We start from the raw sequence: 26,918 nt of genomic DNA, 5'->3' as shown, positions 1-26,918 counted from the left end.
CTGCAATCTAAGGACACCCAAGATGAAGACGCTTCATATCCTGACCGCCTCAGCCGCCGCGCTGGCCCTTGTCGCCTGTGCCGAGCCTGCCGAGGATACCACCATGGAAGACGACACCATGATGGCTGACGAAATGGCCAACGCCGAGGCAGACATGCCGGGCACCATCGTGGAAGTTGCTCAGGGCAATCCCGACTTCTCCACCCTTGTTTCGGCCGTGACTGCCGCGGACCTTGGTGAAACGCTGTCGGGTGACGGTCCTTTCACCGTTTTTGCTCCCACGAATGCGGCATTCGACGCGCTGCCCGCTGGTACGCTGGAGACGCTCACCACCGAAGATACCGAGCAGCTCGGCAACATTTTGACCTATCACGTCGTACCCAGTGAAGTGATGGTCTCCGATCTCACCGCCGCCATCGAAAGTGCGGGCGAAGGTGGCTACACCATCGAAACCGTGAACGGCGGCACGCTGACCGCGACGGTTGAGGGCGGCAACGTCATCCTCACCGACGCGCAGGGTAACACGGCGACCGTGACCGCGACCGATGTCGATGCCTCCAACGGTGTGATCCACGTGATCGACACCGTCCTTATGCCGTAAGGCTCTCGACCAACCATGAAACAGCGAAGGCGGGCCTTGCGGGGCTCGCCTTCTCTTGTTTGGGGTGAATTTTCTTGTCTGCTATAGAGACTGACTGATGCGCAACATGCCTCCCGCCCCGCGCTTTCTCGGTTACGCCGGGTTGCTCCCGCAAATCGCCTGCGTCCTTGCCGCATGGCTTGGGCCGCCGGAATGGCGCTGGAGCGCACTTGCGATGGGCTGGGGCTATGCAGCGCTCATCTTCAGTTTTCTTGGCGGATTGTGGTGGGGTCTTGCCGCCGGTTCCCCGGACGAGGGGCGCCGCGCGCCCCAATGGCTGTGGGTGGCCGCCGTGGCGCCCAGTTTGCTGGCGCTCGGGACCTACTTGCCATGGGTTTTCGGGGCCACCTGGCCGGGACCCTCGCTTTACTTGCTAGGCGGCGCAATCATCGCGAGCCTGCTTGTCGACCTGCGTTTGGTGACCATCAGGCCGTCCTGGTGGATATCGTTGCGAATGCCGCTATCGCTGGGGCTAGGCGGCGCAACCGTCCTTCTGGCCCTCGCAGCCTGAGATGTCCTCAGCGTTGTGCGGCCAGGGCAGCCTGCACATCGATCACGCGCGCTGTGGCTAGTTGCGGTTCGACAATCTGGATATCGGGCTTTGGTTCGGGTGAGGGAACATTCGCATTTTCTCCCGTCCCGGCGCTTTCCATTGCGGAGTAATTGGCGACTTCCGGGGTGCGATACTCGGGTTCTGGCTGGGTCTCTTCGTGCTGCTGCGGGGAAAGCGCACGTGCAGCGCGGACGTCGAGACTGTCGCCATCCCAATCGCTTTCGAGCATCGCGAAGCTCTCCTGCGTATCGTCGTAAATTGGCGGCTGATAGCGGTCGGCATAGCGGCCACGCATGGCCAGTTCGTGTACCTCGACGCGGCCCTCGGGCGTTTCCATGGCGTAGTGATCGGGCAAGCGCTCTACGGTTTTCGGAGTCGCATCGCTGGCAGCGATGGGCGATCCCATGGGCAGTGTGGTGGACACGTCCGATATCGACGCTATCGGGTCGGTGCTCATCTTCTGGCCCGCGACCGCACCCACGATGGGGGCGATCAAAAACGCGCCCACAATCAGGGGCTTGACTTTCATCTGGAACTCTCCGGCGTGAAACTTGCTTTGACTGGACAACGCCCAAAACCACTGTGATGTTCCCCTGTGTGAGCAGGTGGTCGGTAGCCAGCGGCTGGTCTGATGTCGGCGCGGTGGACGCGCAAGAGAGGTAAGATGACGATGCTATTCAAGGCGATGGGCCTAGTGGCCGCATGTTCTGTGCTGGTTGCATGCAACGGCTCGCCAGAAGCCAACGTGCCCGGCGATACGGCTGATGAAGGCGCCTATTCCGGCATTCCGGAGGATGCCGCGATCAGGGTTTACGGGAACGAGCCGTTCTGGGGCGGCACCGTGGAGAACGGCACCTTCACCTACACCACGCCCGGCGATCAGGCGGGTAGGGGGATCGCCGTTACCCGCTTTGCCGGGCGCGGCGGGTTGTCATTCAGCGGCGAACTTGACGGACAGACGGTGGACCTTGCGGTAACGCCCGGCGATTGTTCCGACGGCATGAGCGACCGCACATATCCCTTCAACGCCACGTTGCAGATAGGTGCAGACCAGCGCTCCGGCTGCGCTGCCCTTGCGGATGCCGACCTTGGAACGCCCTAACAGGCGAGCCAGCGATCAGTAAACGCCTGGCGCCTCGTGCTCCAGCACGCTGGACGCGCGTTCCGGTTGCAGCAAGTCGCGACCAACGGACTGCGTCGTCGCAGGGCCACCGGCAATCGGGGTGCACGAGCGACCGGCCAGGAAGTCCAGCGCTGTCGCCAGCATTTCCTCGCGCGGATCTCCGAAGTTCCGAGAGAGGTCGTCCCTTGCCCGGCACGTGTTCGGTACAGTTGCGGCCAGGCCATTGAAGTATTCGCCGTTGCCGTTCGCATTTTCCAGCTTGATGGTGAGCACGCGCAGGCGATCATCGCAGGCGGCCAGATCGAAAGCGGATTGCCCGACCGGCTTGCCGAAGGTGTTTTCGCCCACGATCGCGAGATCGTCACCGATATAGGGTTGCATGCCGTTTATCAGCGCCTCGCTGGCAGAGGCGGAGCCGCTGGTGGTGATAAAGGCGATTTTGGTCGGCGCGATGGATTCCGGCCGTGCCTGGAAGCGGTAGGTCTCGTTCAGAGCGCTCTTGCTGTCGCGGAAAGCGATGGTCTCGAAAATCTGTCCGTTGAGGTTACGGCCCATCAGGTCGCCGAAGAACTCGTTCACATTGATGCCGCCGCCGCCGTTGTAGCGCAGGTCGATCACCAGTTCGGTAACCCCAGCTGCGCGGAAATCGGCAAAGGCAGCGCGCAAGTCGTCGATGGCCGGGTTGATGAAGTTCGTCAGGCGCACATAGCCCACCTGTTTCCCGCCATCGTTGATGATCTGCGCGCCGTAACGGGGCACCGGATCAAGTGCGTAGTCGGCCTTGCTCACGCTGACCTCGCGCTGCACGCCGCTGGCGTCGATGATCCGCAGGACCCGTGTCACGCCCGGATCGCTGGGCCCCAGAGCATTAATGACCGCCTGCGCTCCGCCGGTTGCGATCAGGCTGTTTACCGACTGGATATTGCTGGAGTTCGTACCAACCCCCAGTATCTCGGTACCGCGCTCGATATTGGCGCCGAGTGCGGGCGTATTGTCGAAAGTTTCGGCAACGAAGACACGTCGCGCGCTCAAGTCATAGGACAAGCGGAAGCCGAACCCGGCGCTGGAGCCCTGGTTGAAGAAGGCGTTCTCCTCCTCGATGGAGGTGATGTAGCTGAAGTAGCGATCCTTATTCTGGGCGCGTGCGGGCGCCACTAGTGCGTCGATGTAATCCTGCACCGAGCTGTAATTGCTTGGGTTGACGCCGGTCGCCAGCAGATTGGGGAACAGATACCACTCATCCAGCACGTCGAACGCGAACTGTTGGCGGTTTTGCAGCGAACAGGTGGCCGACGTGGGCGTTGGCGTGGGCGTAGGTGTAGGTGTAGGCGTTCCACCAGGAGATGTTGCTACGGGAGACGGCGTGGGCGTACCCCCTCCACCGCAAGACACTGTCATGCCCAGACAGGCGAGGGAAAGGGCGATCTTGGAGGTGCGCATGCAAATTGTCCCGAAATTCTAAGCAATTGGTGCGGGGCTACCCGATCAGGAAGGGGTAACGCTGCTTCTTCGCGGTGGCAAGATGCTCTGTTCGCGGAAGTGGATTCGCTGGAAATTGTTCTGCCAATTGCGCACCATCAACAGCTTGAACGGGGTTTCGCCTTGAAAAGCCCCCCTTGAAATGCTGGACCGCATTCTGCACATCGCGGCCTCGCCCCACGAACCCGCGGCCGAAAACGCTAAGGATTACACGATGCTCGAACATGTCCCCGCCTGGCTTGGCAAGGCCCTCCGCAATGTAAGAGCGGGGCATGCAAAGCTGATGGTGGCCAAGCTGGGCGACGAATCGCTGGTGGGCAAGTCCGGCTTCGAGCTGAAGTCGGCCGCGTTTCGCGACGGGCAAGAACTGGACCCCAGCTTTACGGCGGACGAGGAAGATGCCGTCGCGCCGCCGCTGGAGTGGTCGGCCCCGCCATCGGGCACGCAGGAACTGGTGCTGGTGGTGGAAGACCCCGATGCACCCGCGCCCGAACCGTTCTGTCACTGGCTTGTCTGGGGCCTCCCGGGCCAGAAGGGCCAGCTGCTGGAAGGCGAAGTGCCACCGCGCGTCGGCAAGAATTCGTTCGGCAATTCCGAATGGCTGCTGCCCGATCCGCCAACGGGTCACGAGGCCCACGATTATGTGTTCCAGCTCTTCGCGCTGGACTTGCCGCTGGTGCAGATGCCCGGCGCCAGCCGCGATGAGTTGACCGATGCCATGCGCGGCCATGTGCTTGGCGTAGCAATTCTGACCGGAACGTATGCCCGCGAAGAAGGCGGGGATTACGACCGGAATGATGAAGACGAAGCCGATTGAAGGGTGCTAGTCCCTTCCGGCTATTTTTGAGTGAAAGGATACCAAGGAAATGGCTGCCAAGAACAACGCGCTGAACAAGCCGGTGAACCTATCGTCGGACCTGGAAGCGGTGGTCGGCAAGGGTCCGATGACCCGTGCCGAGGTGACCAAGAAGGTGTGGGATCACATCAAGGCTAACAACCTGCAGGATTCCAAGGACAAGCGGATGATCAACCCCGATGCCAAGCTGGGCGCGGTTATCGGCAATGACCAGATCTCCATGTTCAAGATGACCGGTGCCGTCTCCAAGCACATGAGCTGATAGAGACACCTGTTATTGCAGACACGAAGGGCGGGCGCGCGGCGACAAGCTGCGGGCCCGCCCTTTTTCGTACAGATGCCGTTTCAGGTGCGCTTGCGGAAAGGCCAGTCCGTCACGCGTCCTGTCCATAATGCCAGCCAGATCAGCCCCGGCTGGGCCAGCATCCGCGGTATGTGATAGCCAAGGCCCCAGCCGCCGTCCGCACGCGCCATGTCCATGACCATGTGGTTGAGGTTGGCCGGCCATACGCACAGCGCATAAAGGGCAAGGCCAATGCCTCCCGCCCGCCGCAGACGGGTCGACCACGGCTGGGCAAGCGCGGCGGCACCGGCGATTTCGGCTATTCCGGTCAGCAGGATCACCGTTTCCGGGAACGGCACCCATCCGGGCGTGATCTGAAGAAACGGTTCCGGACCGGCAATGTGGCGGTATCCGGCGTAGGCGTAGAACGGCGCGAGCAGGTAGGTGAGGGCGCCGCGTATCATGGCAAGTCATCGCCCGGTTCCCACCCCGGCGGGGCGAGGGTGAACCCGGCGAATTCGAAAGCGGGCGACACCACACAGGATACCAGCGTAAAATCGTGGTCACCCGGAAGGCATTTCGCTGCCTGCCATTCATCAGGACGGATAACTTGCTGCACCCGTTCGCCCGCCAGCACGTCTGGACCCAGAACCAGGTCGGCAGCGGCGCTGCCGGTTGGATCGGTAAGCGAGAGTTGCAAAGGATTGCCCGCGTGCCAGAGCCAAATCTCCGCCGCGTCGACCTTGTGCCAGTGAGAACCTTCGCCGGTCTTCAGCAAGAACAGGATTGCCGTAGCCGCACCGCGAGAGCCCTCGATGGCGTCGGCGCGCCATGTTTCGCGGTACCAGCCGCCTTCGGGATGCTGTTCAAGCCGCAGCTTTGCTATCAGGTCGTCTGCCGTTGCCACTGTCGTTCCCTCATTTCGCTGTTGCTGCGCCCGAAAGCGCAAAGTCGCGGTTATGGCAAGGGCTAGAGCAGTTCGAGCGTAGCGGCATCGCGCCGACCGTTGCACATCCGCTCCAGCGCGGCAGCAAAGGGTGCCGGATCGCTGGCGACGGCTTCGAACAAGGTCATAGAGCTGCAGAACTTCATGGTGTCGATCGGGCCGAGGATCTCCACGGGCGCCAGCTTGCCCGCATGATCCAGCATGGCTTGGGTACATTCCAGCAGGCGCGGGCCTAGCAGGTCGTGTTCGAGATAGGCTTCCGCCTCATCCCTACCATGGATGGCGTAGGCGCGGGCGTTCGCGCTCTTTCCGAGGCCGAGCATCTGCGGGAATATGAACCACATCCAGTGGGTGCGCTTTTCGCCCGCCCGCAATTCGGCGAGTGCGGTCGAGTAAATGCCAGCCTGCGCGCGAACGAACCGGTCGAGCCCGGGCTTGCTGGTCGACGTTTCAAGCATCCTTCAGCGGGTCGTGGCCCCAGTTCATCAGCGAATAGCGCCAGTCCGTATCCTCGACATCGCCATCCGGCTTCTGATTGAGATGACGGTGGATGTAGCCAACGACCTTGTCCATATGGCCCCACTGGCTTTCGGTCAGGTCGTCTTTCTTCGTGCGCTTGATATCCACGATCCTGCGGCCCGAACGGTGGCCCGTGCTTTCGCCGCTGTCGCTGTCGCCCACGGACTTCGATTCGTCGGTTTCAAGCCATTCTTCCAGTTCCTTGGGCTGCATGTTCACGCAGTCGTAGAACTCCGAATAGGTCTCATCACGCTCGTCGCTCGACATCAGTCGTCGCCGTCCACCTTGTCGGGCAGACCTTCGCGGTCGGTCGAGGCATAGTCCTCCAGCTCGTCTTCAGACATGCTGTCGTACATCTGCTTCGACGCGCCCTGCAGGTCGGATACCTTAGTGTCGCCGCGCTTGGCGGAAAGGGCCGCGCCAGCGGCTTTTTGCTGTGCTTTGGATTTTGCGGGCATCAGTTTTTCGCCTCAAGTTCGGAGCCGAGCTTGAGCACCTTGTCGCCATCTTCCTGCTTGATGAGATAGGCGGGGTTGTCTTCTTCGCCGTTGCGGGTGATCTCACTGCCTTGCAGCGTGCGCGTCACTTCGCGCTCGAAGCGGTCTTCGATCTGGCCGCTGGCGGTGCCGTTGCCCCAGTCCCACTGGACATATTGCCCGGACTGGAAACTGTTGGAATTGCTCATCTGTTCGGTCTCCTCGGGTTATGCATGCAACGCCTGCCCCCCTGTTTGCGATCCCGAAAAACGAGTCCCTATTCCTCGCTGTAGACGACGGTCGCTTCTTCTTCGGTGTCGCCCTGCGTCAGGGCGCCGGTCATCCAGATGACCGAAAGGATGATGATTGCCGCCAGCAAGCTGATCAGCAGCACCCAGCGAACAACGCCTTCCTTTGAACCGCCCGAAGCCTTTTCGTCGTCGATATGGATTTCGCCGTTACGTTCTTCACTCATGATTTTTTACCTTTGCTCCAGTCAGACCCTTGGAACGATTACGGCTCGAAGGGTCGAAAGTTCCGCTGCCGAGCGGCTTACAGACCAAAGAAGGTAGGCCATATTCGGCCGGAAAATCAATCGCGCAACAGCTCGTTGATGCCCGTCTTGGAGCGGGTCTGCGCATCCACGGTCTTCACGATTACCGCGCAATAGAGGCTGGGGCCGGGCGTGCCATCGGGCAGCGGCTTGCCGGGCAGGGCGCCTGGCACGACGACCGCGTAGGGCGGCACTTCGCCGCGATGCACTTCGCCGGTCTGGCGGTTCACGATCTTGGTGGACGCGCCCAGGTAGACGCCCATCGAAAGCACGGCGCCTTCGCCCACGCGAACCCCTTCGGCCACTTCGGCACGGGCACCGATGAAGGCACCGTCACCGATGATCACGGGATCGGCCTGGAGCGGCTCGAGCACCCCGCCGATACCCGCACCGCCGGAAATGTGCACGTTCTTGCCGATCTGCGCGCAGGATCCCACGGTGGCCCAGGTGTCAACCATGGTGCCTTCATCGACATAGGCACCGATGTTTACGAAGCTGGGCATCAGGACGGTGTTGCGACCGATGAAGCTGCCACGCCGCACGACGGCACCCGGCACCACGCGAAAGCCCGCTTCCTCGAAGCGCTGGTCGCCCCAGCCGGCGAACTTGCTGGGCACCTTGTCATAGGCGTTGGCACCGGCGCTGCCGCCTTCCATTACGCGGTTGTCGTTCAGACGGAACGACAGCAGCACGGCTTTCTTCAGCCACTGGTTGACTTGCCATCCGCCGTTTCCGTCAGGCTGGGCAACGCGCGCCTCGCCCGCATCGAGCATGGCCAGCGCCTCGTCCACCGGGCCGCGCACATCGCTGCTGGCAGGCGTAACCTCGGCGCGGTTTTCCCAGGCCTGTTCGATGGTAGCTATAAGATCGGCGGACATTTCCGGTGGCTCCCTGCGTGACTTCAACCCTTGCTGTCTGCGCGGCTAGCCCCTTGGTGCAGCGGACACAAGCGCCGAAGGCAAGCGTTGGACAGGCGCGCGTGTTCAGGCCAGGTTACGATAGGAACCGGAATGGACGAGATCGCGAACAAGGAATTGATTTGAAACACGAAAGCACTCTCGTCCGTCGGCGTAGCTGGCAATCGGCATCGATGGTGGCGGTGCTCGCCCTGCTGGCCGCGTGCGGGGGTGGTGGCGGTGCGCCGATCGTCTCGACCCCGCCTCCTGCGCCGGCACCTACGCCTTCGCCAACCCCGACGCCGACACCGGCACCTGCGCCCACGCCGACTCCCACGCCTACCTCGGCTAGTTTCTCGGTCGTCCCCCCTCCCGCAGCTTTCAACACTGCGGAATTCCGCCGGTCGGATGGGCCGGGACAGCACAACGCCGCCAGCGCGTGGGCCCGCGGCTTTGCCGGAAGCGGTGTAACCATCGCCGTGATCGACACGGGCATCGATCCCGACAGCCCTGAATTTGCCGGACGGCTCTCACCCGCCTCAACGGATATTTATGGCGGCCGCGAGGTGGAGGGAACGGACGACCACGGCACCCTCGTCTCGCTGGTGGCGGGTGCAGCGCGCAATGGGACGGGCGTGCTGGGCATGGCTTACGATTCGACCATCCTCGCGATCCGCGCGGACCAGCCGGGCTCTTGCGCGGGCGACAACCCGGAAGATCCCACAACCGAATGCGGTTTCACCGACAGCGCCATTGCCGATTCCATCTCGTACGCAGTGGCGAACCAGGCAAAGGTGATCAACATATCGCTGGGCGGGGAGAGCGGGGTCTCCTCGCAACTGCGGGGCGCGGTGCGCGATGCCGTTGCCGCAGGCGTGCTAGTGGTCGTAGCCGCCGGCAACGATGGTCGCAGCGAACTGACAACCTTCGCGGAGATCATGGGCAATACCGGTAACGGCGGAGTGATCATCGTTGGTTCCGTGGACGAGCAGTACGAGATTTCCGACTTCTCCAACCGCGCCGGGACCAATCCGCAATATTACCTCAGCGCTCGGGGAGAGGCGATCTGCTGCGTCTACGAGGACGGTGAAATCTTCATCGATGACGAGGGGTTCATCTACCTGTTTTCCGGCACCAGCTTCGCCGCTCCGCAGGTGGCGGGGGCTGCTGCGTTGCTGGCGCAGGCCTTCCCCAACCTGACCGGCACGCAGATTGCCGAAATCTTGCTGGAGACCGCCTTCGATGCAGGCGCCAGCGGCAGTGACGCGGTCTACGGCCGCGGCATCCTAGATATAGCCCGCGCATTTCAGCCCATCGGTGCGACGCGATTAGCCGGCGAGAACGTCGCCATGGCGCTGGGAGACAGCACCGCCGTATCCTCGCCTGCCATGGGCGATGCCTTTGTCGCAGCGTCGCTGCCTACCCTGATAACGGACAAGTACCAGCGGGCCTTTTCGACAGACCTCGCCGGAACGCTGCGCGGGGCAGATATTCCTCAGCGGCTGCACGATGCGCTGGGGCAGGGGACGCGCCACCTGTCTGCCGGATCGGACGCGGCCAGCGTCGCTTTCTCCATCGATGCCAGTGGGCGCCAGCTCCCACGGGCCGAGATGCTCCGCCTGCAACCGGAAGAGGCCGAGCAGGCGCGGGTGCTGGCAGCGCGCGTGGCCCTGCGCATTGCGCCGGGAACACAGCTGGGCTTTGCCTATCGTCAATCGGCCGATGGCCTCGTCGCCTCGTTGCAGGGGCGCAGCCAACCTTCCTTCATGATCGCGGGCAATCCTTCGGGTGATACCGGCATGCTGGTGCAATCCGACAGTGCCGTGGCGCTGCGCCAGCAGATCGGCAGCTGGGGTCTGACGATAAACGCGCAGACCGGCAGCACCGTTACTGCCGCCGCGCAGCGCCGCGCCGCCGAACTGCGCGGGCTGCGCGCACAGGAGGACCTGTCCAGCTTCGGCCTGGCCTTAGACCGCCGTTTCGGTGCGCTGGACGTTGGGCTTGGCCTGACCTGGAATGCCGAGGACCGCACTGTGCTGGGCGCACGCTTTCACGAAGGGTTCGGCCTCGCAGGTAGTGACACGCTGTTCCTCGATGCAAATGTCGGCTGGCATGTGGACGATCGCTGGCGGCTGGGTGCGGCATACCGGCAGGGCTTCACGCGCCTGCGCAGCGCGCCCTTGCTCGCCGATGGCTCCCGCCTGTCCAGCAATGGCTGGTCCGTGGACCTGCAGCGCGAGGGCGTGTTTGACAGTGACGACCGGCTCGCCTTCCGCCTTGCACAACCGCTGCGTGTAAATTCCGGTGGGCTGAACCTGAATCTGCCGGTGGGTTACGACTACGAAACGCTGGCTCCGGACTATGCCGTGCGAACGCTGCTGCTCTCTCCCGAAGGGCGAGAGGTCACGGGCGAGATGGCATGGACGGGGCAGTTGTGGGGCGGCAGCGCTGCGGCAAGTGTCTACCTGCGGCGCCAGCCAGGCCATTATGCGCAGGCACCAGACGATCTGGGCGCTGCACTGCGCTGGTCACGCCGGTTCTGACGGTTCCTGCATCAGCCAGCGGGTGAAATCGACCAGGCCAGTCTGCCGGGCACGTTTCATGCGTTCGGCTTCCAGGATGGTGAGCACCTTGTCGTAGCAGCTCGCGATATCGTCGTTGATCACGACGTAGTCGTAACCATCCCAGTGACTGATCTCGAACCGGGCGCGCTCCATGCGCGCAGCGATTACAGTGTCGCTATCGGTGCCGCGAGAGCGCAGCCGGTGCTCCAGTTCGGAAATGCTGGGCGGCAGCAGAAACACGCGCACCACATCGGTTTCCATGCGTTGATAGAGCTGCTGCGTGCCCTGCCAGTCGATGTCGAAAAGGAAATCCTGTCCGGCCTTCAGACCCGCCTTGATCTGCGCCTTGGGCGTTCCGTAGCAATTGCCGAAGACCTTGGCCCATTCGAGGAACTCGCCGTTTTCCACCATCGCATCGAAGGTGGGCTGGTCGACGAAGTGATAATCGCGTCCTTCCACTTCGCCCGGACGCATCGGGCGGGTGGTGACGGAAACCGACATGCCTATGCCCTGCACCTCGCCCAGCAACTTGCGCGCGATCGTTGTCTTGCCCGCGCCCGATGGCGAAGACAGGATGAACATGAGCCCGCGGCGGGCGAGTGGCTGTGAGGATGCGGGGAAGGATTCGGTCATTCACCGCTAATGCGGCGAGGCAGAGGCCGGATCAAGCCCGGGCAGGTCAGCTATCTTCGGTTGCCCTTTCGATAAGCTGCGCGTCGCCTTCGCTCTTCTGCGCGCGGCGAGCCTTGGAGTGGTCATACAGAACCTTGCCAAGGATGCCCGTGCCCACGATGGCAGCGCCGGGAATGGAGCGGGTGGCGAACTTGGCAACGGCGATGGAGCCCAGGGTGCGAGTAATCGAACGGCTGTCTCGGATGTCCTTGGCCGTATCCTTGTCGTATCGCTTGTTAAGGAATGCCTTTTCCACGCCGCCGCGCAGCAGGTAGGAACCCATGCGCATGACGACATCGGCCAGCAGCAGGTTGGTGGCAGGATTTTCGGTAGGGCCGGGCACGTTGCCGCTCTTGCCGCGCCGCGCTCTTACCAGGCGGTGTATCTCTTTGCGGTCCAGTTCTTCGCTCATCAAAGCCCCTTATGGGCCCGCGATGATCGAGCCCGGTTATTTCTTGCGGCCGAAATCGACCGTGACGACATTGGAGCCGTCCTCACTCTTGGCAACGTCTTCAAGGCTGCGGCGTTCCGTGCCGCCCGGCGCATCGTTTTCGGCATCGTCGTGCGCGGCCGGCTGTTCGTCTTCCAGCGCGGCCTGGAATTGCAGACCGAAATCCACCGCCGGATCGACGAAAGCGGTGATCGCGGAGAAGGGGATGACAAGCTTGCTGGGAATCTGGTTGAAACTTAACCCGACCGAGAAGCCGGTGTCGGTCACCACGAGATCCCAGAACTTGTTCTGCAGAACAATGGTCATTTCGTCCGGGAAGCGTTCGGTCAGGCTTGCCGGGATGTCCACGCCGGGCGCGCCGGTCTTGAACGTGATGTAGAAATGATGGTTGCCCGGCAGGGTGCCGCCATCGCGTTCCACCTGGCCAAGCACTCGCCCGACCACGGCGCGCAACGCCTCTTGCACGATCTCGTCGTACGGGATCAGACTGTCGGGTGCTTCATCGCTCATGGGGGTCTAGGTGACGCTGGTGCAGCGCAAAATCAAGCGGGAATCGCGCCGTCATGCCCGCCAATCCGCTTGCGCGGGCGATGCATCCGCTTATAGGCTGCCCCCCATGCGTACAGGGCGAACAGAGCGTAAAACCAAGGAAACGGACATCCTTGTCGAAGTGAATCTCGACGGGACGGGGCAGTACGACATATCCACAGGGATCGGCTTTCTCGATCACATGGTGGAGCAGTTCAGCCGCCATTCGCTGATAGATGTCACGCTGAAGGTGGCTGGCGATCTGCACGTTGACCAGCACCACACAACCGAGGACAGCGCCATCGCGCTTGGGCAGGCCTTGTCCGATGCCCTTGGCGACAAGGCGGGGATCGGCCGCTATGGCGAGGCGCATTCGCCGATGGACGAGACCATGGCCCGCGTGGTGGTGGACATTTCTGGTCGGCCCTATCTGGTATGGAAAGCCCGCTTCACGCAGGAAAAGCTGGGTGAATGGGATACCGAGCTGATCGAACACTGGTTCCATTCCGTCGCGCAATCCGCCGGTCTGACACTGCACTGCCAGGTGCTCTACGGCAGCAACAACCATCACATCTGCGAAGCGCTGTACAAGGGCTTTGCCCGCGCCATGCGGCAGGCGGTCGAACTGGACGCGCGCAAGGGCGGCGCGGTGCCCAGCACTAAGGGGCAGCTCGGTGGCTGAGGCCATCGCACTCATAGATTACGGCGCTGGCAATCTTCACTCTGTCTACAACGCGCTGAAAGCGGCGGGGGCGGAGCATGTCGCTGTCACGGACGACCCGAAATTGGTACGCGGCGCGCGCCGTATCGTGCTGCCGGGCGTGGGTAGCTTTCGCGCGTGTTACGAAGGCCTCACCAGCATCCCCGGCATGGTCGATGCGCTGGAGGAGCGTGTGCTGGGCGACCGCAAGCCTTTCCTCGGCATTTGCGTGGGCATGCAACTGCTTGCCGACCGTGGCCTGGAACACGGGACGACCCCCGGTCTCGGCTGGATACCGGGAGAGGTGCAGTTGATCGAGCGAACCGATCCGAACATCCGGGTACCACACATGGGCTGGAACGATGTCGGACTTACGCCGCATCACGGCGACCACGAACTGCTGGAGGAAGGCGAGGCCTATTTCCTCCACTCCTATCACTTCGTGCCGGAGGACGGGCTGGACGTTGCCGCCATGACTGATCACGGCGGCGGCATCGTGGCGGCGGTCGCGCGCCACAACATCGTGGGCGTTCAATTCCACCCCGAAAAGAGCCAGGCTTTCGGCATCGACCTGATGCGCCGTTTTCTCGAATGGAAACCCGTATGATCGTCTTTCCCGCAATCGACCTCAAAGGCGGCGAAGTCGTGCGCCTTGCCGAGGGCGATATGGACCGCGCCACCGTTTACGGCGACAACCCTGCGGCGCAGGCGATGATCTTTGCCGAGGCCGGGGCCGAGCACCTGCACGTCGTCGACCTGGACGGCAGCTTCGCCGGACGCGCCGAGAACCGCGAGGCGGTGGAAGCTATTGTCGAGGCGTTTCCAGGCTACGTGCAACTGGGTGGCGGCATCCGCGACGCAAAGGCCGTGGAAGGCTGGTTCAACCTTGGCGTGGCGCGCGTGGTGATGGGTTCTGCCGCCTTGAAGGACCCCGATTTTGTCAAGGAAATGGCGCGCGAGTGGGTAAACGGCATCGTCGTCGCCGTGGATGCCAAGGATGGCATGGTGGCGACCGAGGGCTGGGCCCAAGTGTCGGACGTGCCCGTGCGCGACCTTGCCCGCCGGTTCGAGGACGCGGGCGTCGCCAGCCTGTTGTTCACCGACATCGGGCGCGACGGGATGCTGAAGGGCTGCAACGTGCAGGCGACGGTCGATCTGGCGCGCAGCGTCGATATACCGGTTATCGCCAGCGGCGGTGTGAAGGGGCTGGATGACATCCACATGCTTGCATTGCAGGCCGATCAGGGCATCGAGGGCGTGATTACGGGCCGCGCGCTGTACGAGGGCAAGCTGGACCTGGCGACTGCGATCGCGATGGCGAACCGGTGAACCCGGACCACAACCCCTACCTGTTGCCCGGTATTGGCGGCGCGGCGGTGTCAGGAGCTGTTCGACTGGTCTTCGGCGATACGCAATCCGCACTGATCGGGCTGGTGGTATTCACCATCGTCTATGGCGCGCTGATCCTGCTGGGGCGTGGGATGAAATGGGATGAGGCTCCAATACAGCACGCTGTGGTTGCTGCCATCGCCACGACAGCTGCGTACCTGCTTACCGATCACGGTGCTGTAATGACCATGTCGCACCGATGAGCATTGCCGATATCGCTCTGGTCGCGTGCCTTGCCATGCTGGCGACCGCCATTATCGACTGGCGGCGCGGCGTAACAGGGCTTGGCAAGCTGCGCCTGACGAAGAAGGACGATCCCGATCGTTACTGGATGGCGCTGGTGCTCTATTTCAACATGGCGTTCCTGATGTTCTGGCTGTTCGGCCAGGCCCAGGCCGAACGGGCAGAGGAAGAGCCAGCGGCGGTGACTGAAGGGCCTCTGATGATGATCGATATTGAGCAGGCGACACGAGAATGACAGTTCGTATCCGCGTAATCCCCTGCCTGGACGTTGCCGATGGCCGCGTGGTGAAGGGTGTAAACTTCGTCGACCTGAAAGACGCGGGCGATCCGGTGGAACAGGCGCAGGCCTATGACGAGGCGGGCGCCGACGAACTGTGCTTCCTCGACATTTCCGCCAGTCATGAGGGTCGCGGGACGCTGCTCGACATCGTGAAGCGCACGGCAGAGGTGTGTTTCATGCCGCTGACGGTGGGCGGCGGTGTCGGCTCAGTCGAGGATGCCCGTGCGCTGCTGCTGGCGGGCGCGGACAAGGTGGCGGTGAATTCCGCCGCCGTACGTCGCCCTGAAATCATGGCCGACATCGCGGACCGGATGGGCAGCCAGTGCGCCGTCGCCAGTGTCGATGCGCGCCGTGTATCCGCTCCGGGTGAGCCGGGACGCTGGGAAATCTTCACCCATGGCGGCAGGCGCGAAACCGGGATCGATGCGGTGGAACATGCGGTGAAACTGGCAGACCTTGGCGCAGGCGAACTGCTGGTCACCAGCATGGACGGCGATGGCACGCAGAAGGGTTATGACCTAGAACTCACCCGCGCGATTGCCGATGCCGTCACTGTTCCGGTGGTGGCGAGTGGCGGCGTGGGCAACTTGCAGCACCTTGTCGACGGTGTGACCAAGGGGCACGCCACTGCGGTTCTGGCTGCCAGCATCTTTCATTTCGGCACCTACACCATAGCCCAGGCGCACAAGGCGCTGCGCGACGCGGGACTCCCCGCGCGCGGTTAAGACTTGGCCCCCTGGGGGTCCGATAACGGGACAGTCGCCGCACGGCCTTTGCAAAGACCGGCGAATGCGCCTTTGCCATTCGCATGTGGTCCCGACTCACGATTGCCGCTGCCCTGTTTGCCAGCGCCGCACCCGCGGCGGCGGAGGGCGCGACGCAGGTGCCCGAGGCATCCGGTCTTACGCTGTTCGCGATCGGTGTGGCCGGTGTGCTGATCGGTCGGCGGCTGTCCATGCGTAGCAAGGACCAGGATTGAACCACCAAGCGGCTTGACCGGATACCCGCGTATCGACCATTGCCAGCGGCGATGGATACACTCGCCCGCCTCGAAACCACGATTGCCCGGCGCCGCAGCGCCTCCCCCGACAGCAGTTACGTTGCCAAGCTGAACGCCAGGGGCTTGCCCAAGATCTGCGAAAAGGTGGGTGAGGAAGCGACCGAAACCGTGATCGCGGCGCTGACCGGCGGCGATACCGAACTGATCGGAGAGGCCGCCGACCTTCTCTTCCACCTGATGGTACTGCTGAGCGCGAAGGGGATCCCCCTGTCCGACGTCCTGGCCGAACTGGACCGGCGGGAGGGTACCTCAGGCCTCGACGAAAAAGCAGCAAGGAACACCGACTGATGAGCGTCGACCCCACGAAGCCCTACGATTCCGAGAATATCTTCGCCAAGATCCTGCGCGGTGAAATTCCGTGCAACAAGGTGTACGAAGACGAATGGTCGCTGGCCTTCCACGACATCAACCCGCAGGCCGATGTGCACATCCTGGTGATACCGAAGGGCGACTATGTCAGCTGGGACGATTTCTCGGCCAAGGCATCGGCAGAGGAAATCGCCGGTTTCGTACGCGCCGTGGGCCATGTTGCGCGTGAGCAGGGCCTGGTGGTGCGCGGTTATCGCCTGCTGGGAAATGTGGGGCGTAACGGCGGACAGGAAGTGCCTCACCTTCACGTCCACCTGTTCGGCGGCGGCCCGCTCGGCCCCATGCTCGCGCGGTAAACCTCCCTCGCCAGGTCGCACGCGCGACTCGTTTCGCCGCCAAGCACTAAATTTTCGGCGGCAGTCAGGCTGTAAGCCGCCGTTCATCGAAGGAGAGACAATTGCAGCCACCCTCCGGCCAAATCGAAGGGGCGACCCACTATTACCCGGTTCGGGTGTTTTTCGAGGATACGGACCTGTCCGGCATCGCCTACCACGCGAATTACCTGAAATGGTGCGAGCGCGCCCGCAGCGACCTGCTGCGCGTACTGGGTATCGACCAGCGCGCGGCGTTCGAGGCGGGCGAGGGTGTCTATGCCGTGTCCGAAGCGCAGATCAAATGGCGCCGCCCGGCCAGGTTCGACGATGAACTGGTGATAGAGACCCGCGCACTGGAACTGCGCGCGGCCAGTGCGCGTATGGAACAGAAGGTGATGCGCGGGGAGGAACTGCTGGCGCAAGTAGACATCGTTGCCGCATTCGTTACTCCCGCAGGCCGACCGCGGCGCCAGCCCGAAGAATGGCGCCGCGCATTCGAGAAATTTGCCACGAAAGATAATCAATGACCGTGCTGGACATGCTTGCCGTTTCCGCTCCCACCCGGCTCGATCCGATCGAACTGTTCCTCGATGCAGACATCGTGGTGCAGCTGGTGATCGTGGGCCTTATCCTCGCCTCGATCTGGACCTGGACCATCATCATCGGGTTTTCGATGCGGATGGGCCGCACCCGCAGGAACTGCGATGCTTTCGAAGAGGATTTCTGGACGCATGAAGATGTGGACAGCGTGCTCGACGCGCGCCGCCGCAAGGACAATCCGTCGGCCCGCGTCGCCGCCGCCGGGATCGCCGAATTTCGCCGCAGCCACAAGGCCGGCCTGAAGGACCCTGTCGCCGCCCGCAGCCGTGTGGCCCAGGCGCTGGAGGGGCAGGTCGCGCACGAGGCGGACCGCCAGGCCGACCGGCTGAACTTTCTCGCCACCACAGGATCTGTCGCGCCGTTCGTGGGCCTGTTCGGCACCGTCTGGGGCATCATGAACAGCTTCTTCCAGATCGGAATGCAGCAAAATTCCTCGCTCGCCGTCGTCGCGCCGGGTATTGCCGAGGCCCTATTTGCTACGGCCATCGGCCTGTTCGCCGCCATCCCGGCGGTGATCGCCTACAACCGTCTGTCGAACACTGTGAATGGGTTCGAGGCGCGCCTGCACCGCTTCGCAGACCGGGTGCACGCGCAGATCAGCCGCGAAATGGAGGTCTAGGCGATGGGCATGGGTGTCATGTCCTCCAGCCGCAGGGGCCGCTCCAGCCGCCGCGCCCCGATGGCGGAGATCAACGTCACGCCGTTCGTGGACGTGATGCTGGTGCTGCTGATCATCTTCATGGTCACCGCCCCGCTGCTGGCCAGCGGTGTGCCGGTGGAGCTGCCGGAAAGCCGCGCCAACCCGATGGACCAGGACCCGGAGCAGGTGACCATCGCGCTCGACCGTGAGGGTTTCATCTACATCGATGATGTCCTGGTGGAGCGCGGCGCGCTGGAGCAGGCGCTGGATGCTATTTCCGGCCCGCAGGGATCGCAGAAGCCGCTTATCGCGCTGCGGGCGGATACGGGCCTTGATTATGGCCGCGTCATGGCGGTGATGGGTGAGCTGAACCGTGCCGGTTTCAACTCGATCTCGCTGGTCACCACCAGTTCAGCCGAAGCGCCATAGCCTGAACGATTGATGGCAATGTTCGCCGACCTTTCCCGCGAAGAACGCATCGGACTTGGTGCCGCAGTCGTCGCGCACGCTGCGCTGGCCGTTGCGCTGGCTGTCCATGCGACCCGCGAGCCCCCGCCATACACGCCGACGGAACGCATTGACGTGAGCCTGGCGACCGAGGTCAGCCTGGAAAGCACGGCACCCGATCCCAGCGCCCAGCCTGCCGCGGCCCTCGCCCCCGAAGTGGCCGACCTGCCGCAAGAGGCGCAGGAAATGGTCGAAGCGCCGGCGCCGCAGCCGGTGGAGCGCCCCGTCACCACCCCGCCGCCGCGCCCCGCCACGCAGCCGCGCACGCCCGCCGCCACCCCTACACCGCAGCCCACGCGCCGCGCAGAGCCGCGCCCGACGCCTGCCCCCACGCCGCGCGCCACGGCGAGCCAGCGCGCGCAGGGTAGCCGATTGAGCGAAGATTTCCTTCAAGGCACCAGCAACGCGACCGGCGATCGCGGATCCCCTGCCGCAACGTTTGGCCCGACCGAGCGCGCCGCTCTCGCCTCTGCCATCACGCGCCAGTTACGCCCGCATTGGAGCGCCCCCTCCGGCGTTGATGTGGACCAGCTCACGACCGTTGTTTCGTGGGAGCTCAACCGCGATGGCAGCCTCAAGGGCCGCCCGCGTTGTACCGACCAGCGCGGCATCAACGATTCCAACCGCCCGCAAGCATCGCTTCACTGCGAACGCGCGATCCGCGCCGTCCAGCTTGCCGCACCTTTCAACTTGCCGGACCAGTTCTATAGTCGCTGGGACGACCTCGAATGGGATTTCGATCGGAGATTGTGATGAAAACCGCCAGCCTGTTCTCCGCCTTTGTGCTGCTGATCGCCGCGCCTGCCGCTGCGCAGAGCGACGATCTGCTGCCCGATCTCGATCCCGGCGCCGTGGGCGCGCAGGATGTCGAGCAAGTGGCCGTGGAAGGCGACGACGATGGCCCGCTGCGCGGCACCGTCACCGACGATTCCGCTTGGCAGGACCTGGGTATCGCCATCGCCAGCTTTGCCACCAACCGTGACCAGACCACGCCCGCCAACGCGCAGGGCACAGCCGCACTTGGCCTCGAACTGGCGCGCGTGGTTTACAGCGATCTGCGCTTCAACGGCCTGTTCCGCCCTGTCGGTCCCGATGCCCTGCCGCGCCCGAGCTATCCCGAAATCACCGATCCCGCATGGAACACTTGGCGCGGACGCAGCGCGGAAATGCTGGTGCACGGCTATGTGCGTGCCAACGACGATGGCCGCCTGACCGTCGGCTGCTACCTCTACGACGTTGCCCTGCAGAGCGAACTGGTGCGCGAGGGCTGGGTGGTGAACCCTAGCGAGTGGCGCCGTGCCGCGCACAAGTGCGCCGACCTCGTCTATTCCCGTCTTTCGGGCGAGGATCCCTTCTTCGACAGCCGCATCGCCTACATCGCGGAAACCGGCCCGAAGGATAACCGTATCAAGCGCCTCGCCATCATGGATAGCGATGGGGCCAACCACCGCTTCATCACCAATGGCCAGTCCACCGCGCTCACGCCGCGCTATTCGCCCGACTATTCGAAGATCGCTTACCTGTCCTATGTCGACGGTAATCCGCGCATCTACGTCTACGATATCGGCAGCGGGCGGCAGACGTTGGTGACGCAGAGCGCCAACCCCACTTTCGCCCCGCGCTGGAGCCCGGATGGCCGGTATATCCTCTATTCGATGGCCGTGGGCGGCAACACGGATATTTACCGCGTTTCCGCGGCGGGCGGAGGCACTCCGCAGCGGCTCACTAGCGGTCCGGCTATCGAAGTCGGCGGTTCGTACTCTCCCGATGGCAGCCAGATCGTGTTCGAAAGCGACCAGTCCGGCGCGCAGCAGTGCTACATCATGAATTCGGATGGCTCGAACCAGCGCCGCATCAGCTTCTTTGGCGGACGCTGCGCCAGCCCCGAATGGAGCCCGCGCGGCGACCAGATCGCTTTCACCCACATCGTGGGGGATTTCCATATCGCAGTGATGAACCCGCAGGGGCGCAATGTGCGCACGCTGACCAACGGCTGGCAGGACGAAGGTCCGACCTGGGCCCCGAACGGCCGCATCATCCAGTTTTTCCGTACCGAACGTAATTCCGGCGACACGTCGATCTGGCAGGTGGACCTGACCGGTGACAACGAACGTCGCCTGCGTACGCCGGTGGGGGCGTCAGACCCGGCATGGGGACCGGTTTTGCCGTAAGTGCGTTAGTTCCCCGCACGGCGCATGAAATTGCGCCGCAAGAAAAGCAAATGTTGTCACCAAGGTTCAAGGAGAGCCAGACATGAATCGCCTGATTATCGCCGTCACCCTTTCCAGCGCGTTGGCACTTGGTGCCTGCAAGAAGGAACCGCCCACGGTTACGCCCGATGCGCCGCAGGATACCGTGCGCGCCACGCCGACGCCCACGCCCACGCCGATGGCCACCGCTCCGCAGCCCGGCTCGCAGTCGCACTTCGCGGGTGCAATGGCCGGTGCGGACACCATCTATTTCGATACGGACCGCTATAACATCGACAGCGAGGACCAGACTGCCCTGCGTCGTCAGGCTCAGTACCTGCTGCAGTACACGGATGCGCGCGCAACGGTCGAAGGCCATGCCGACGAACGTGGCACCCGCGATTACAACCTGGCGCTTGGCGAACGCCGCGCCAATGCCTCGAAGAACTACCTCGTCAGCCTTGGTGTGCCGGAAAGCCGCCTGCGGACGGTCAGCTATGGTGAGGAACGCCCCGTGGCGATGGCTTCGAACGAGCAGGCCTGGGCAAGAAACCGCCGCGCGGTCACGGTGATGATCGAGCGGTAATCAGCCGAAAATAGGAAACAGGGCCGGGACTACCGGCTCAAGCGCGGGCGCGGCAGCATGGGCTGTCGCGCCCGTCTGCATGGAGCCGAAGCCGCCCACGGCATCGGGCGTCGCGAACAGTGCGAAAGCGGCCATCGTGAAAATGGAAAAAGCGGCGGAAATGGCGAGCTGCTTGCTCATGCTGGTCCTGCGGTTGAATCGATTACAAAATCTGTCGGCAGTATGTGGGCTGCACCGGCGATATTGCAACGCAGCAATTGCACCAAATTGTATCGACTGTGTGAAGCGCACTTTCGGCAGTGATGCGCAATACCATCGGTTCACGCGGGGCCATTTCCACCCTATATGCGGTTCCATGCTGTTTACCGTATTGCTTTCCTGATGGCCGGTTCGAGACGTTCGAACGACTGGGGCTTTCCGCGCTGGCGTGGCTACGAGGAGGGCCGCGAGGCCGTTGAAGTTCGCATTTGCGACCGGCACGGCTGCAACGAGCCGGGCAATTGCCCGGCTCCGAAAAGCCCCAACAGCCCCGAACGCTGGTACTTCTGCGAAAAGCACGCAGCCGAATACAACAAGGGCTGGGACTATTTTCAGGGTCTCGACAAGGAAGAAGCCGCGAATCGCGCCAAGGCCGAACAGGCTGAAAGCGCAGGTTACGCCGAGGCGCAGCACTATGGCTGGAGCGGCAGCGGCGATGGCTCACGCAGCGCCGACGAGATGCGCGCGCTGGAGGTGCTTGAACTGGAGGCCGATGCCGATTTCCAGACGATCAAGCGCGAATGGCGTGCGCGGGCGAAGAAGGTCCACCCCGATGTGAAGCCCGGCGACAAGGAAGCGGCCGAGGAATTCCAGAAGTTGCAACTTGCCTACGAGGTGCTGAAAGCCGCCGAGGAACGGCGCGAGTGGAAGGGCTGACCCTGCAGGGGCGGGGCGCGCAGGATCCGGCGGCGCTGGCGAAGCTCTGCGCTTGAGAGCTCCGCCACATCGCCGGTCGGTCTGATCTATCGCTTGCCGATGAAGCTGCCGACGAAGCGGCGATCATCGTCTGCATCCACCCTGTCGTCATTGTCGGCGTCGGTGCTGCCCGAGATCGAGAAGATGATGAAAAGCTCCTCGCGGTTGGGGCCGCTGATAGCCCCTGCAAAATTGCCCACGAAGTTATTGTCGGCATCTGTCAGGATACCCGCGAAGGTCTCCTGATCGTCCAAAACACCTCCGGTAACATTGCCGGCAGAATTGGTGGTGCGCTGGAAAACCAGAGTTGCCACGAGTTCGGGTGAACCGTTCACGTCGCGGAAGATCTCGATCGTGCCGTTTACGCTCCCGTCCGCTTCCTTGATGGTAAAGGTTACGTCGGGTGCGGAAATCACACCTGCCAGCGTGGTGCCCGGATCGCCGCCCACCACTTCGACACTGCCGGTGTAGGCAAGGTCGGATGCGATATCGGTGGTGACCGTGGGACGATTGAAGAAGATCGAGGTGCGTTCTCCGCGCAGCACGCCGTCAGTCGTGTCACGCGTGAAATCGGCCTGCGATTCGTAGCTGACGCGCAGCACATGATCGTATGGCAATTCCAGAACGAGCTTTTCCGAACCGCGCGCATAGCTGCGGACCGTTGCCGACGCTGATACCAGGTCGGTGGCATCGAAAGTCGCCGGATCGTCGAGATCGGGGAAAGCAAAGGTCACGACTTCGGGGCTGAGAGCAAGGCTGATCGAAGCGTTGCCATTCAGACGCGAAGCGCCGCTGAAGGTTTCGTCGCCGCCGGCATCAGGGGTGAAATAGGCGAAGGCGTAGTTCGCATTCGTGCTCTCGGTCGAGAAATCCTGCTGCAGGTCGAAATCGACCTGCCCCTGCGTCGGGGTAGGGGTCGGCGTGGCCGTACCGGTAGACGTGGGCGAAGGGGTGGGCGTGCCGGTGTCGTCGCCTCCGCAGGAGGTGACCAGGGCGCCAAGAGCGGCGACGCCGACGAAAAGGGCATATTTGCGAAGCACGTTGTTCCCGTCCGTTATGAAGATCTATCCCGCCATAGGCGGCTTGACCTTTCCCTTAGCTGTCCAATGCCTTGGGGGGCAAGCCGCCTTTGATCGGATTACACCGCTTCCAGTGCCTGTTCGAAGTCGGCGATCAGGTCGTCGGCGTCCTCGATACCGATGGATATGCGCACGAGGTTGTCGGAAATGCCCAGTTCCGCACGGCGGCCTTCTGCCACGGAAAGGTGCGTCATGCTGGCGGGATGGCTCGCCAGCGTTTCCGTGCCGCCCAGGCTGACGGCCAGCTTGGCGACCTTCAGCGCATCCAGGAACCGGAAGCATTCCGCTTCGCCGCCCTTGATGAAAACCGAGAAGGTGGAGCCGGCACCAAGGCAGTGACGGTCGTAGATGTCCTTCTGCCGTTCGTCCTCGATCATGCCGAGGTAGCCCAGTCCTTCCACCTTGGGATGCTTCTTCAGCATGGCGCAGACCTTGGCCGCGTTCTCGCCCGCGCGCTGCATGCGCAGCTCCACGGTTTCGAGGCTGCGCAGCAACATCCAGGCGGTGTTCGGATCGGCAATGCCGCCCATGGTGTTGCGCAGTGCGCGGATCGCATCGATCCATTTCTTGCCGCCCGCCACGCTACCGGCGACGAGATCGGAATGGCCGCCGACGTACTTGGTAAGCGAGTAGACCACCAGGTCCGCGCCGTGTTCCAGCGGGCGCTGCCAAAGGGGGCCAAGGAAGGTGTTATCGATTGCGATGGGGCACCGCTCCGGATCGAAATGCGCATCGCGCGCTTCCTTCACTGCTTCGATGTCGACCAATGCGTTGGTGGGGTTGCCCGGGCTTTCGAGGTAGATCAGCGGCACTTCGCCGCCCTGTTCCTCGGCCTTGGCCTTCGCCTCACGCATCACCTCGTCCAGCTTCTCGCGGCTCGCACCTGCCGGGAAGGCGATGTAGGTGACGCCGTACTTCGCCATCACCTTGGCCACGAAGCCTTCACTGGCGGCGTATAGCGGGCCGGAATGCACGATCACGTCGCCCGTGTTGCAGGCGGCCAGGATCAGCACGGCAATAGCGGTCATCCCGCTGGAAAAGCACAGCGCGTCCTCCGCATCGTCCCAGATGGCGAGCCGGTCTTCCAGGATTTCCTGGTTCGGCCCGTTGAATCGCGAATAGACGAGGCCTTCCGCCCCGCCTTCGCGCTTTCCGGTGATGCCTTCGAAGTGACGCTTGCCAGCAGAGGCGCTTTCGAACGCAAAGGTGCTGGTAAGGAAAATCGGTGCCTTCAGCGAACCTTCGGAAAGGGCGGGATCGTAGCCGTGGCCCATCATCAGGGTGGAAGGTTTCAGCGCGCGCCCGCCGATGGTCGTGACTTCGGGCTTTGGCTTGCGGCGCGGGGTCGGGGTGTCGACGGCACCAAGCGGATCGTTGCTGTTGTTGTCGTGGGGGTCGGCCATGGGAAAGGCTCCTTCCTGCTCTCACCCCTAGGAAGGCAGGGGCAGGTAAACGGTTCCGGGCAACCCGCTCCTAACCTCCGCAGGAACGCTTCTCCCGATAATCCGGTTTCAAATGCAATTATCTCTGCCGCGCCGGATTCGCAAGGGCTCAGGCGACCAACGGTGCCAGCGCGAACACTACGCCCACGATCAGGAACACCCCCGCCACATCGAGCGCGAACCCGGCTCTTATCAGCCGGGGCAGGGCGATGCGGCCGGTAGCCCAGGCAATGGAGTTCGGACCGGTCCCGGCGGGCAGGATGAACCCCCAACTCGCCGCCAGCGCCACGGGCATGGCGAGCAGCAGCGGGTCGCCGTTTAGCGCGACCGCGAGGGCAGCGACCACGGGCATGATGCCGCTGGCCGTCGCCACGTTGCTGGCGAATTCGGTAATCAGGATCACCATCGCCACCAGCGCCAGTGCGACGACGATCAGTGGCATGTCGGACAGGAAAAGAAGTGCCTCGCCCAGCCAGTCGGCCAGGCCGGTGCGCATCATGCCCCCTGCCAGCGCCAGCCCGCCCCCGAACATCAGCAACACGTCCCATGGTGCGCGGTTGGCCTCATGCCATTCCAGCAGGCGGCGGCCCGTGCCGTCCGGCAGCACGAACAGGGCCAGGCTGGCGGCGATGGCGACGGTGCCGTCGGTCAGCGAGCCTTCGGGGAAATAGGGCGCAACCCAACCTCTCAGCATCCACGCGATGAAGGTGACGGCGATCACAGGGACAAGCCGCCTTTCCGCTTCGGTCCATGGCCCCTGCGGAGCGATGGCATCGCGGGCAGCCTTGAGATCGAAGGGATGGCGGGCAACCTGCTGCACGCGCCCGATGATCCACGCGGCGATGGGAATGCCCAGCACCACCACGGGCACGCCGAAGGCCGCCCACATGGCAAAAGTGATTTCGACGCCTGAGATATCGCGCAGCAGGGCGACGCCGATGGCATTCGTGGGCGACCCGATGATCGTTCCCAGGCCGCCCACGCTGGCGGCAAAGGCGAGGCCCATCGGCAAGGCACCGTAAATGCCGTCCTGCGGAACAAAACCGCCCTTTTCCCGCTCTCCTGCTTCGCTGCCAGAAGTCGAACCTATCGCCAACTTGCCCCCGGCCAGCACCGCCAGAACCATCGGCATCATGATCAGCGTGGTGGACGTGTTGGAGATGATGTTGGAGAGGATCGCGGCGGCAATCATGAAGCCCAGCAGCAGCCCGAAGGTCCCGCCGCGCCCACCGATACGGTCGAGGATGAAGGTCGCCAGCCGCTTGTGCAGGCCGGTGCGCTCGATGGCCAGGGCAATGAAGGCACCGCCCAGCAGCAGGAAAATGATCGGCGAATAATAATCACCCGCCACCTCTCCCGCCGTTCCGCCGCCACTGAACGGCAGCACAACAAAGGGCAGCAGGCCTGTAACGGTCAGCGGCACCGCCTGGGTCATCCACCAGCTGGCCATCCAGCCGACAAGACCCGCCACGCGCCACGCTTCGCCCGCCATACCTTCGGGCGCGGGCAGCAGGACGGTAAGCGCGAACAGCGCCGGGCCAAGCCAGAAGCCGATCCCCTTGGCACTCATGTTGTGATACCCTCCGTACCCACGCGGCAATCGTGGCGCAGCCGCGCCTGCGACACAAGGAGGGACGGGATGGCAGAGGGCAAGGTTCTGGGGATAGGCGGCCTGTTCATCCGCTCCGCCGATCCGGCAAGGCTGGCAGCATGGTATCGCGATAACCTGGGTATCGCGGCCACGCAAAGCGGCCAACCCACACCGGATGGTGAATGGGTGTGGATGCAGGATGCAGGCTCCACGGTCTTTGCTGCGTTCGATGAAGCCAGCGATTACTGGCAGGCGGACCGCCAGATAATGCTGAACCTGCGGGTTGAAGGGCTGGAGGCGCTGCTCGCCAGGCTGGAGGCGGCAGGCGTCGCCATATCCCGCCGCGAGGCAATGGAAGGCGTTGGCGCATTCGCCCGGGTTCATGACTGCGACGGAAATCCGCTGGAACTTTGGGAGCCAGCGTGATCGTTGGCTC

40 protein-coding genes are annotated in these 26,918 nt (G+C 63.3%); 23 read left to right on the top strand and 17 right to left on the bottom strand.

From position 1 onward, the window contains the following. Positions 1–22 precede the first annotated feature (22 nt). Entirely contained in the window at positions 23–601 is a 579-nt protein-coding gene (locus tag D2V07_RS10395; RefSeq protein WP_119586927.1) for a fasciclin domain-containing protein, read from the top strand. A gap of 97 nt (positions 602–698) precedes the next feature. Next, the gene (locus D2V07_RS10390; RefSeq protein WP_119586926.1) at positions 699–1,151 is read left to right on the top strand and encodes a DUF3429 domain-containing protein; all 453 of its coding nucleotides are present in this window, start codon (positions 699–701) and stop codon (positions 1,149–1,151) included. A gap of 7 nt (positions 1,152–1,158) precedes the next feature. On the opposite strand, the gene D2V07_RS10385 is transcribed toward D2V07_RS10390, so the two are convergent. After that, positions 1,159–1,722 (bottom strand): hypothetical protein, encoded by a 564-nt coding sequence (locus tag D2V07_RS10385; RefSeq protein ID WP_119586925.1) that lies wholly within the window; start codon positions 1,720–1,722, stop codon positions 1,159–1,161. 135 nt (positions 1,723–1,857) lie between these two features. On the opposite strand from D2V07_RS10385, the gene D2V07_RS10380 reads away from it, so the two are divergent. Beyond that, on the top strand, positions 1,858–2,295 hold the full coding sequence (locus D2V07_RS10380) for a COG3650 family protein (protein ID WP_233548347.1): 438 nt from the start codon (positions 1,858–1,860) through the stop codon (positions 2,293–2,295). A gap of 15 nt (positions 2,296–2,310) precedes the next feature. On the opposite strand, the gene D2V07_RS10375 is transcribed toward D2V07_RS10380, so the two are convergent. After that, positions 2,311–3,756 carry a S41 family peptidase gene (locus D2V07_RS10375; protein ID WP_119586924.1) on the bottom strand — a complete coding sequence of 482 codons (1,446 nt, stop codon included), beginning with the start codon at positions 3,754–3,756 and terminating at the stop codon, positions 2,311–2,313. A gap of 181 nt (positions 3,757–3,937) precedes the next feature. On the opposite strand from D2V07_RS10375, the gene D2V07_RS10370 reads away from it, so the two are divergent. Further along, positions 3,938–4,612, top strand: a complete 675-nt coding sequence (locus D2V07_RS10370; RefSeq protein WP_325049012.1) for a YbhB/YbcL family Raf kinase inhibitor-like protein — start codon at positions 3,938–3,940, stop codon at positions 4,610–4,612. Between the two features lie 49 nt (positions 4,613–4,661). Further along, positions 4,662–4,913: an SWIB/MDM2 domain-containing protein gene (locus D2V07_RS10365; RefSeq protein ID WP_119586923.1), complete on the top strand. Its 252-nt coding sequence runs from the start codon at positions 4,662–4,664 to the stop codon at positions 4,911–4,913. A gap of 83 nt (positions 4,914–4,996) precedes the next feature. Here the strand turns inward: D2V07_RS10365 and D2V07_RS10360 are convergent, their stop codons facing one another. The 8 genes from D2V07_RS10360 to dapD form a co-directional block, all read right to left on the bottom strand. Beyond that, entirely contained in the window at positions 4,997–5,398 is a 402-nt protein-coding gene (locus tag D2V07_RS10360) for a DoxX family protein (RefSeq protein ID WP_119586922.1), read from the bottom strand. Further along, positions 5,395–5,841, bottom strand: coding sequence for a cupin domain-containing protein (locus D2V07_RS10355; protein ID WP_119586921.1), 447 nt, complete (start codon positions 5,839–5,841; stop codon positions 5,395–5,397). The genes D2V07_RS10360 and D2V07_RS10355 overlap by 4 nt, the downstream gene beginning before the upstream one ends. 62 nt (positions 5,842–5,903) lie before the next feature. Beyond that, positions 5,904–6,338, bottom strand: a complete 435-nt coding sequence (locus D2V07_RS10350) for a DUF1810 domain-containing protein (RefSeq protein ID WP_119586920.1) — start codon at positions 6,336–6,338, stop codon at positions 5,904–5,906. Then, entirely contained in the window at positions 6,331–6,666 is a 336-nt protein-coding gene (locus tag D2V07_RS10345; protein ID WP_119586919.1) for a DUF3140 domain-containing protein, read from the bottom strand. The genes D2V07_RS10350 and D2V07_RS10345 overlap by 8 nt, the downstream gene beginning before the upstream one ends. After that, a complete protein-coding gene (locus tag D2V07_RS10340) occupies positions 6,666–6,857 on the bottom strand; it encodes a DUF3008 family protein (protein ID WP_119586918.1) in 192 nt (63 codons plus the stop codon). Before D2V07_RS10340 ends, D2V07_RS10345 begins: the two co-directional genes overlap by 1 nt. Continuing rightward, positions 6,857–7,084 (bottom strand): hypervirulence associated TUDOR domain-containing protein, encoded by a 228-nt coding sequence (locus tag D2V07_RS10335; RefSeq protein ID WP_119586917.1) that lies wholly within the window; start codon positions 7,082–7,084, stop codon positions 6,857–6,859. The genes D2V07_RS10340 and D2V07_RS10335 overlap by 1 nt, the downstream gene beginning before the upstream one ends. A gap of 68 nt (positions 7,085–7,152) precedes the next feature. Continuing rightward, complete coding sequence (locus D2V07_RS10330) at positions 7,153–7,350, bottom strand: hypothetical protein (protein ID WP_119586916.1); 198 nt, start codon at positions 7,348–7,350, stop codon at positions 7,153–7,155. Between the two features lie 116 nt (positions 7,351–7,466). Next, entirely contained in the window at positions 7,467–8,306 is an 840-nt protein-coding gene (dapD, locus tag D2V07_RS10325) for a 2,3,4,5-tetrahydropyridine-2,6-dicarboxylate N-succinyltransferase (RefSeq protein WP_119586915.1), read from the bottom strand. A gap of 161 nt (positions 8,307–8,467) precedes the next feature. Here dapD and D2V07_RS10320 point away from each other — a divergent pair, with 161 nt between their 5' ends. Continuing rightward, complete coding sequence (locus D2V07_RS10320; protein WP_147366937.1) at positions 8,468–10,867, top strand: S8 family peptidase; 2,400 nt, start codon at positions 8,468–8,470, stop codon at positions 10,865–10,867. On the opposite strand, the gene gmk is transcribed toward D2V07_RS10320, so the two are convergent. Genes gmk through D2V07_RS10305 form a run of 3 tightly spaced genes read right to left on the bottom strand, consistent with a single transcriptional unit; the run spans position 10,853 to position 12,521 of the window. Next, positions 10,853–11,521: a guanylate kinase gene (gmk, locus tag D2V07_RS10315; RefSeq protein WP_119586913.1), complete on the bottom strand. Its 669-nt coding sequence runs from the start codon at positions 11,519–11,521 to the stop codon at positions 10,853–10,855. The two genes, D2V07_RS10320 and gmk, sit on opposite strands and share 15 nt — an antisense overlap. A gap of 46 nt (positions 11,522–11,567) precedes the next feature. After that, entirely contained in the window at positions 11,568–11,972 is a 405-nt protein-coding gene (locus tag D2V07_RS10310) for a hypothetical protein (RefSeq protein WP_119586912.1), read from the bottom strand. A gap of 36 nt (positions 11,973–12,008) precedes the next feature. Then, positions 12,009–12,521 (bottom strand): SspB family protein, encoded by a 513-nt coding sequence (locus D2V07_RS10305; protein ID WP_119586911.1) that lies wholly within the window; start codon positions 12,519–12,521, stop codon positions 12,009–12,011. Positions 12,522–12,627: 106 nt separating this feature from the next. On the opposite strand from D2V07_RS10305, the gene hisB reads away from it, so the two are divergent. The 15 genes from hisB (at position 12,628) to pal (ending at position 21,416) form a co-directional block, all read left to right on the top strand. Continuing rightward, complete coding sequence (gene hisB, locus D2V07_RS10300; protein ID WP_119586910.1) at positions 12,628–13,221, top strand: imidazoleglycerol-phosphate dehydratase HisB; 594 nt, start codon at positions 12,628–12,630, stop codon at positions 13,219–13,221. Then, positions 13,214–13,846 carry an imidazole glycerol phosphate synthase subunit HisH gene (hisH, locus tag D2V07_RS10295; protein WP_119586909.1) on the top strand — a complete coding sequence of 211 codons (633 nt, stop codon included), beginning with the start codon at positions 13,214–13,216 and terminating at the stop codon, positions 13,844–13,846. Before hisB ends, hisH begins: the two co-directional genes overlap by 8 nt. Further along, positions 13,843–14,568 carry a 1-(5-phosphoribosyl)-5-[(5-phosphoribosylamino)methylideneamino]imidazole-4-carboxamide isomerase gene (hisA, locus tag D2V07_RS10290; protein WP_119587179.1) on the top strand — a complete coding sequence of 242 codons (726 nt, stop codon included), beginning with the start codon at positions 13,843–13,845 and terminating at the stop codon, positions 14,566–14,568. The genes hisH and hisA overlap by 4 nt, the downstream gene beginning before the upstream one ends. Continuing rightward, positions 14,565–14,831 carry a hypothetical protein gene (locus tag D2V07_RS10285; protein ID WP_119586908.1) on the top strand — a complete coding sequence of 89 codons (267 nt, stop codon included), beginning with the start codon at positions 14,565–14,567 and terminating at the stop codon, positions 14,829–14,831. The genes hisA and D2V07_RS10285 overlap by 4 nt, the downstream gene beginning before the upstream one ends. Continuing rightward, positions 14,828–15,106 (top strand): hypothetical protein, encoded by a 279-nt coding sequence (locus D2V07_RS10280; RefSeq protein ID WP_119586907.1) that lies wholly within the window; start codon positions 14,828–14,830, stop codon positions 15,104–15,106. Before D2V07_RS10285 ends, D2V07_RS10280 begins: the two co-directional genes overlap by 4 nt. After that, positions 15,103–15,876, top strand: a complete 774-nt coding sequence (gene hisF / locus D2V07_RS10275; protein WP_119586906.1) for an imidazole glycerol phosphate synthase subunit HisF — start codon at positions 15,103–15,105, stop codon at positions 15,874–15,876. Before D2V07_RS10280 ends, hisF begins: the two co-directional genes overlap by 4 nt. Before the next feature lie 83 nt (positions 15,877–15,959). After that, complete coding sequence (locus tag D2V07_RS10270; protein WP_119586905.1) at positions 15,960–16,130, top strand: PEP-CTERM sorting domain-containing protein; 171 nt, start codon at positions 15,960–15,962, stop codon at positions 16,128–16,130. A 51-nt stretch (positions 16,131–16,181) separates the two neighbouring features. Beyond that, the gene (locus D2V07_RS10265; RefSeq protein ID WP_119586904.1) at positions 16,182–16,499 is read left to right on the top strand and encodes a phosphoribosyl-ATP diphosphatase; all 318 of its coding nucleotides are present in this window, start codon (positions 16,182–16,184) and stop codon (positions 16,497–16,499) included. Next, a complete protein-coding gene (locus D2V07_RS10260; RefSeq protein ID WP_119586903.1) occupies positions 16,499–16,876 on the top strand; it encodes a histidine triad nucleotide-binding protein in 378 nt (125 codons plus the stop codon). The genes D2V07_RS10265 and D2V07_RS10260 overlap by 1 nt, the downstream gene beginning before the upstream one ends. Before the next feature lie 101 nt (positions 16,877–16,977). Further along, positions 16,978–17,421 (top strand): YbgC/FadM family acyl-CoA thioesterase, encoded by a 444-nt coding sequence (locus D2V07_RS10255; protein ID WP_119586902.1) that lies wholly within the window; start codon positions 16,978–16,980, stop codon positions 17,419–17,421. Beyond that, on the top strand, positions 17,418–18,113 hold the full coding sequence (gene tolQ / locus D2V07_RS10250) for a protein TolQ (RefSeq protein WP_119586901.1): 696 nt from the start codon (positions 17,418–17,420) through the stop codon (positions 18,111–18,113). The genes D2V07_RS10255 and tolQ overlap by 4 nt, the downstream gene beginning before the upstream one ends. 3 nt (positions 18,114–18,116) lie before the next feature. Then, positions 18,117–18,563, top strand: a complete 447-nt coding sequence (locus D2V07_RS10245) for an ExbD/TolR family protein (RefSeq protein ID WP_119586900.1) — start codon at positions 18,117–18,119, stop codon at positions 18,561–18,563. A gap of 12 nt (positions 18,564–18,575) precedes the next feature. After that, the gene (locus D2V07_RS10240) at positions 18,576–19,394 is read left to right on the top strand and encodes an energy transducer TonB (RefSeq protein WP_233548346.1); all 819 of its coding nucleotides are present in this window, start codon (positions 18,576–18,578) and stop codon (positions 19,392–19,394) included. After that, positions 19,394–20,812 carry a Tol-Pal system beta propeller repeat protein TolB gene (gene tolB, locus D2V07_RS10235; RefSeq protein ID WP_119586898.1) on the top strand — a complete coding sequence of 473 codons (1,419 nt, stop codon included), beginning with the start codon at positions 19,394–19,396 and terminating at the stop codon, positions 20,810–20,812. Before D2V07_RS10240 ends, tolB begins: the two co-directional genes overlap by 1 nt. 82 nt (positions 20,813–20,894) lie before the next feature. Then, the gene (pal, locus tag D2V07_RS10230) at positions 20,895–21,416 is read left to right on the top strand and encodes a peptidoglycan-associated lipoprotein Pal (protein ID WP_119586897.1); all 522 of its coding nucleotides are present in this window, start codon (positions 20,895–20,897) and stop codon (positions 21,414–21,416) included. On the opposite strand, the gene D2V07_RS10225 is transcribed toward pal, so the two are convergent. Continuing rightward, positions 21,417–21,596 carry a hypothetical protein gene (locus D2V07_RS10225; protein WP_119586896.1) on the bottom strand — a complete coding sequence of 60 codons (180 nt, stop codon included), beginning with the start codon at positions 21,594–21,596 and terminating at the stop codon, positions 21,417–21,419. It lies immediately after the preceding gene. Positions 21,597–21,797: 201 nt separating this feature from the next. Here D2V07_RS10225 and D2V07_RS10220 point away from each other — a divergent pair, with 201 nt between their 5' ends. Continuing rightward, positions 21,798–22,331 carry a J domain-containing protein gene (locus D2V07_RS10220; RefSeq protein ID WP_119587178.1) on the top strand — a complete coding sequence of 178 codons (534 nt, stop codon included), beginning with the start codon at positions 21,798–21,800 and terminating at the stop codon, positions 22,329–22,331. Between the two features lie 86 nt (positions 22,332–22,417). Here the strand turns inward: D2V07_RS10220 and D2V07_RS10215 are convergent, their stop codons facing one another. From D2V07_RS10215 to D2V07_RS10205, 3 genes are all read right to left on the bottom strand, one after another. Further along, entirely contained in the window at positions 22,418–23,410 is a 993-nt protein-coding gene (locus D2V07_RS10215; RefSeq protein ID WP_119586895.1) for a hypothetical protein, read from the bottom strand. A 98-nt stretch (positions 23,411–23,508) separates the two neighbouring features. Beyond that, positions 23,509–24,852, bottom strand: a complete 1,344-nt coding sequence (locus D2V07_RS10210; protein WP_119586894.1) for a cystathionine gamma-synthase family protein — start codon at positions 24,850–24,852, stop codon at positions 23,509–23,511. A 148-nt stretch (positions 24,853–25,000) separates the two neighbouring features. Continuing rightward, positions 25,001–26,461, bottom strand: a complete 1,461-nt coding sequence (locus D2V07_RS10205) for an SLC13 family permease (RefSeq protein WP_119586893.1) — start codon at positions 26,459–26,461, stop codon at positions 25,001–25,003. A gap of 69 nt (positions 26,462–26,530) precedes the next feature. Here D2V07_RS10205 and D2V07_RS10200 point away from each other — a divergent pair, with 69 nt between their 5' ends. Continuing rightward, positions 26,531–26,908, top strand: a complete 378-nt coding sequence (locus D2V07_RS10200; RefSeq protein ID WP_119586892.1) for a VOC family protein — start codon at positions 26,531–26,533, stop codon at positions 26,906–26,908. The last annotated feature ends 10 nt before the right edge of the window (positions 26,909–26,918 follow it).

The organism is Aurantiacibacter zhengii, from assembly GCF_003584125.1.
Classification (GTDB): Bacteria; Pseudomonadota; Alphaproteobacteria; order Sphingomonadales; family Sphingomonadaceae; genus Alteraurantiacibacter; species Alteraurantiacibacter zhengii.
Note: the sequence above shows the minus strand (reverse complement) of the source record. Positions and strands in the feature narration are given on the sequence as shown.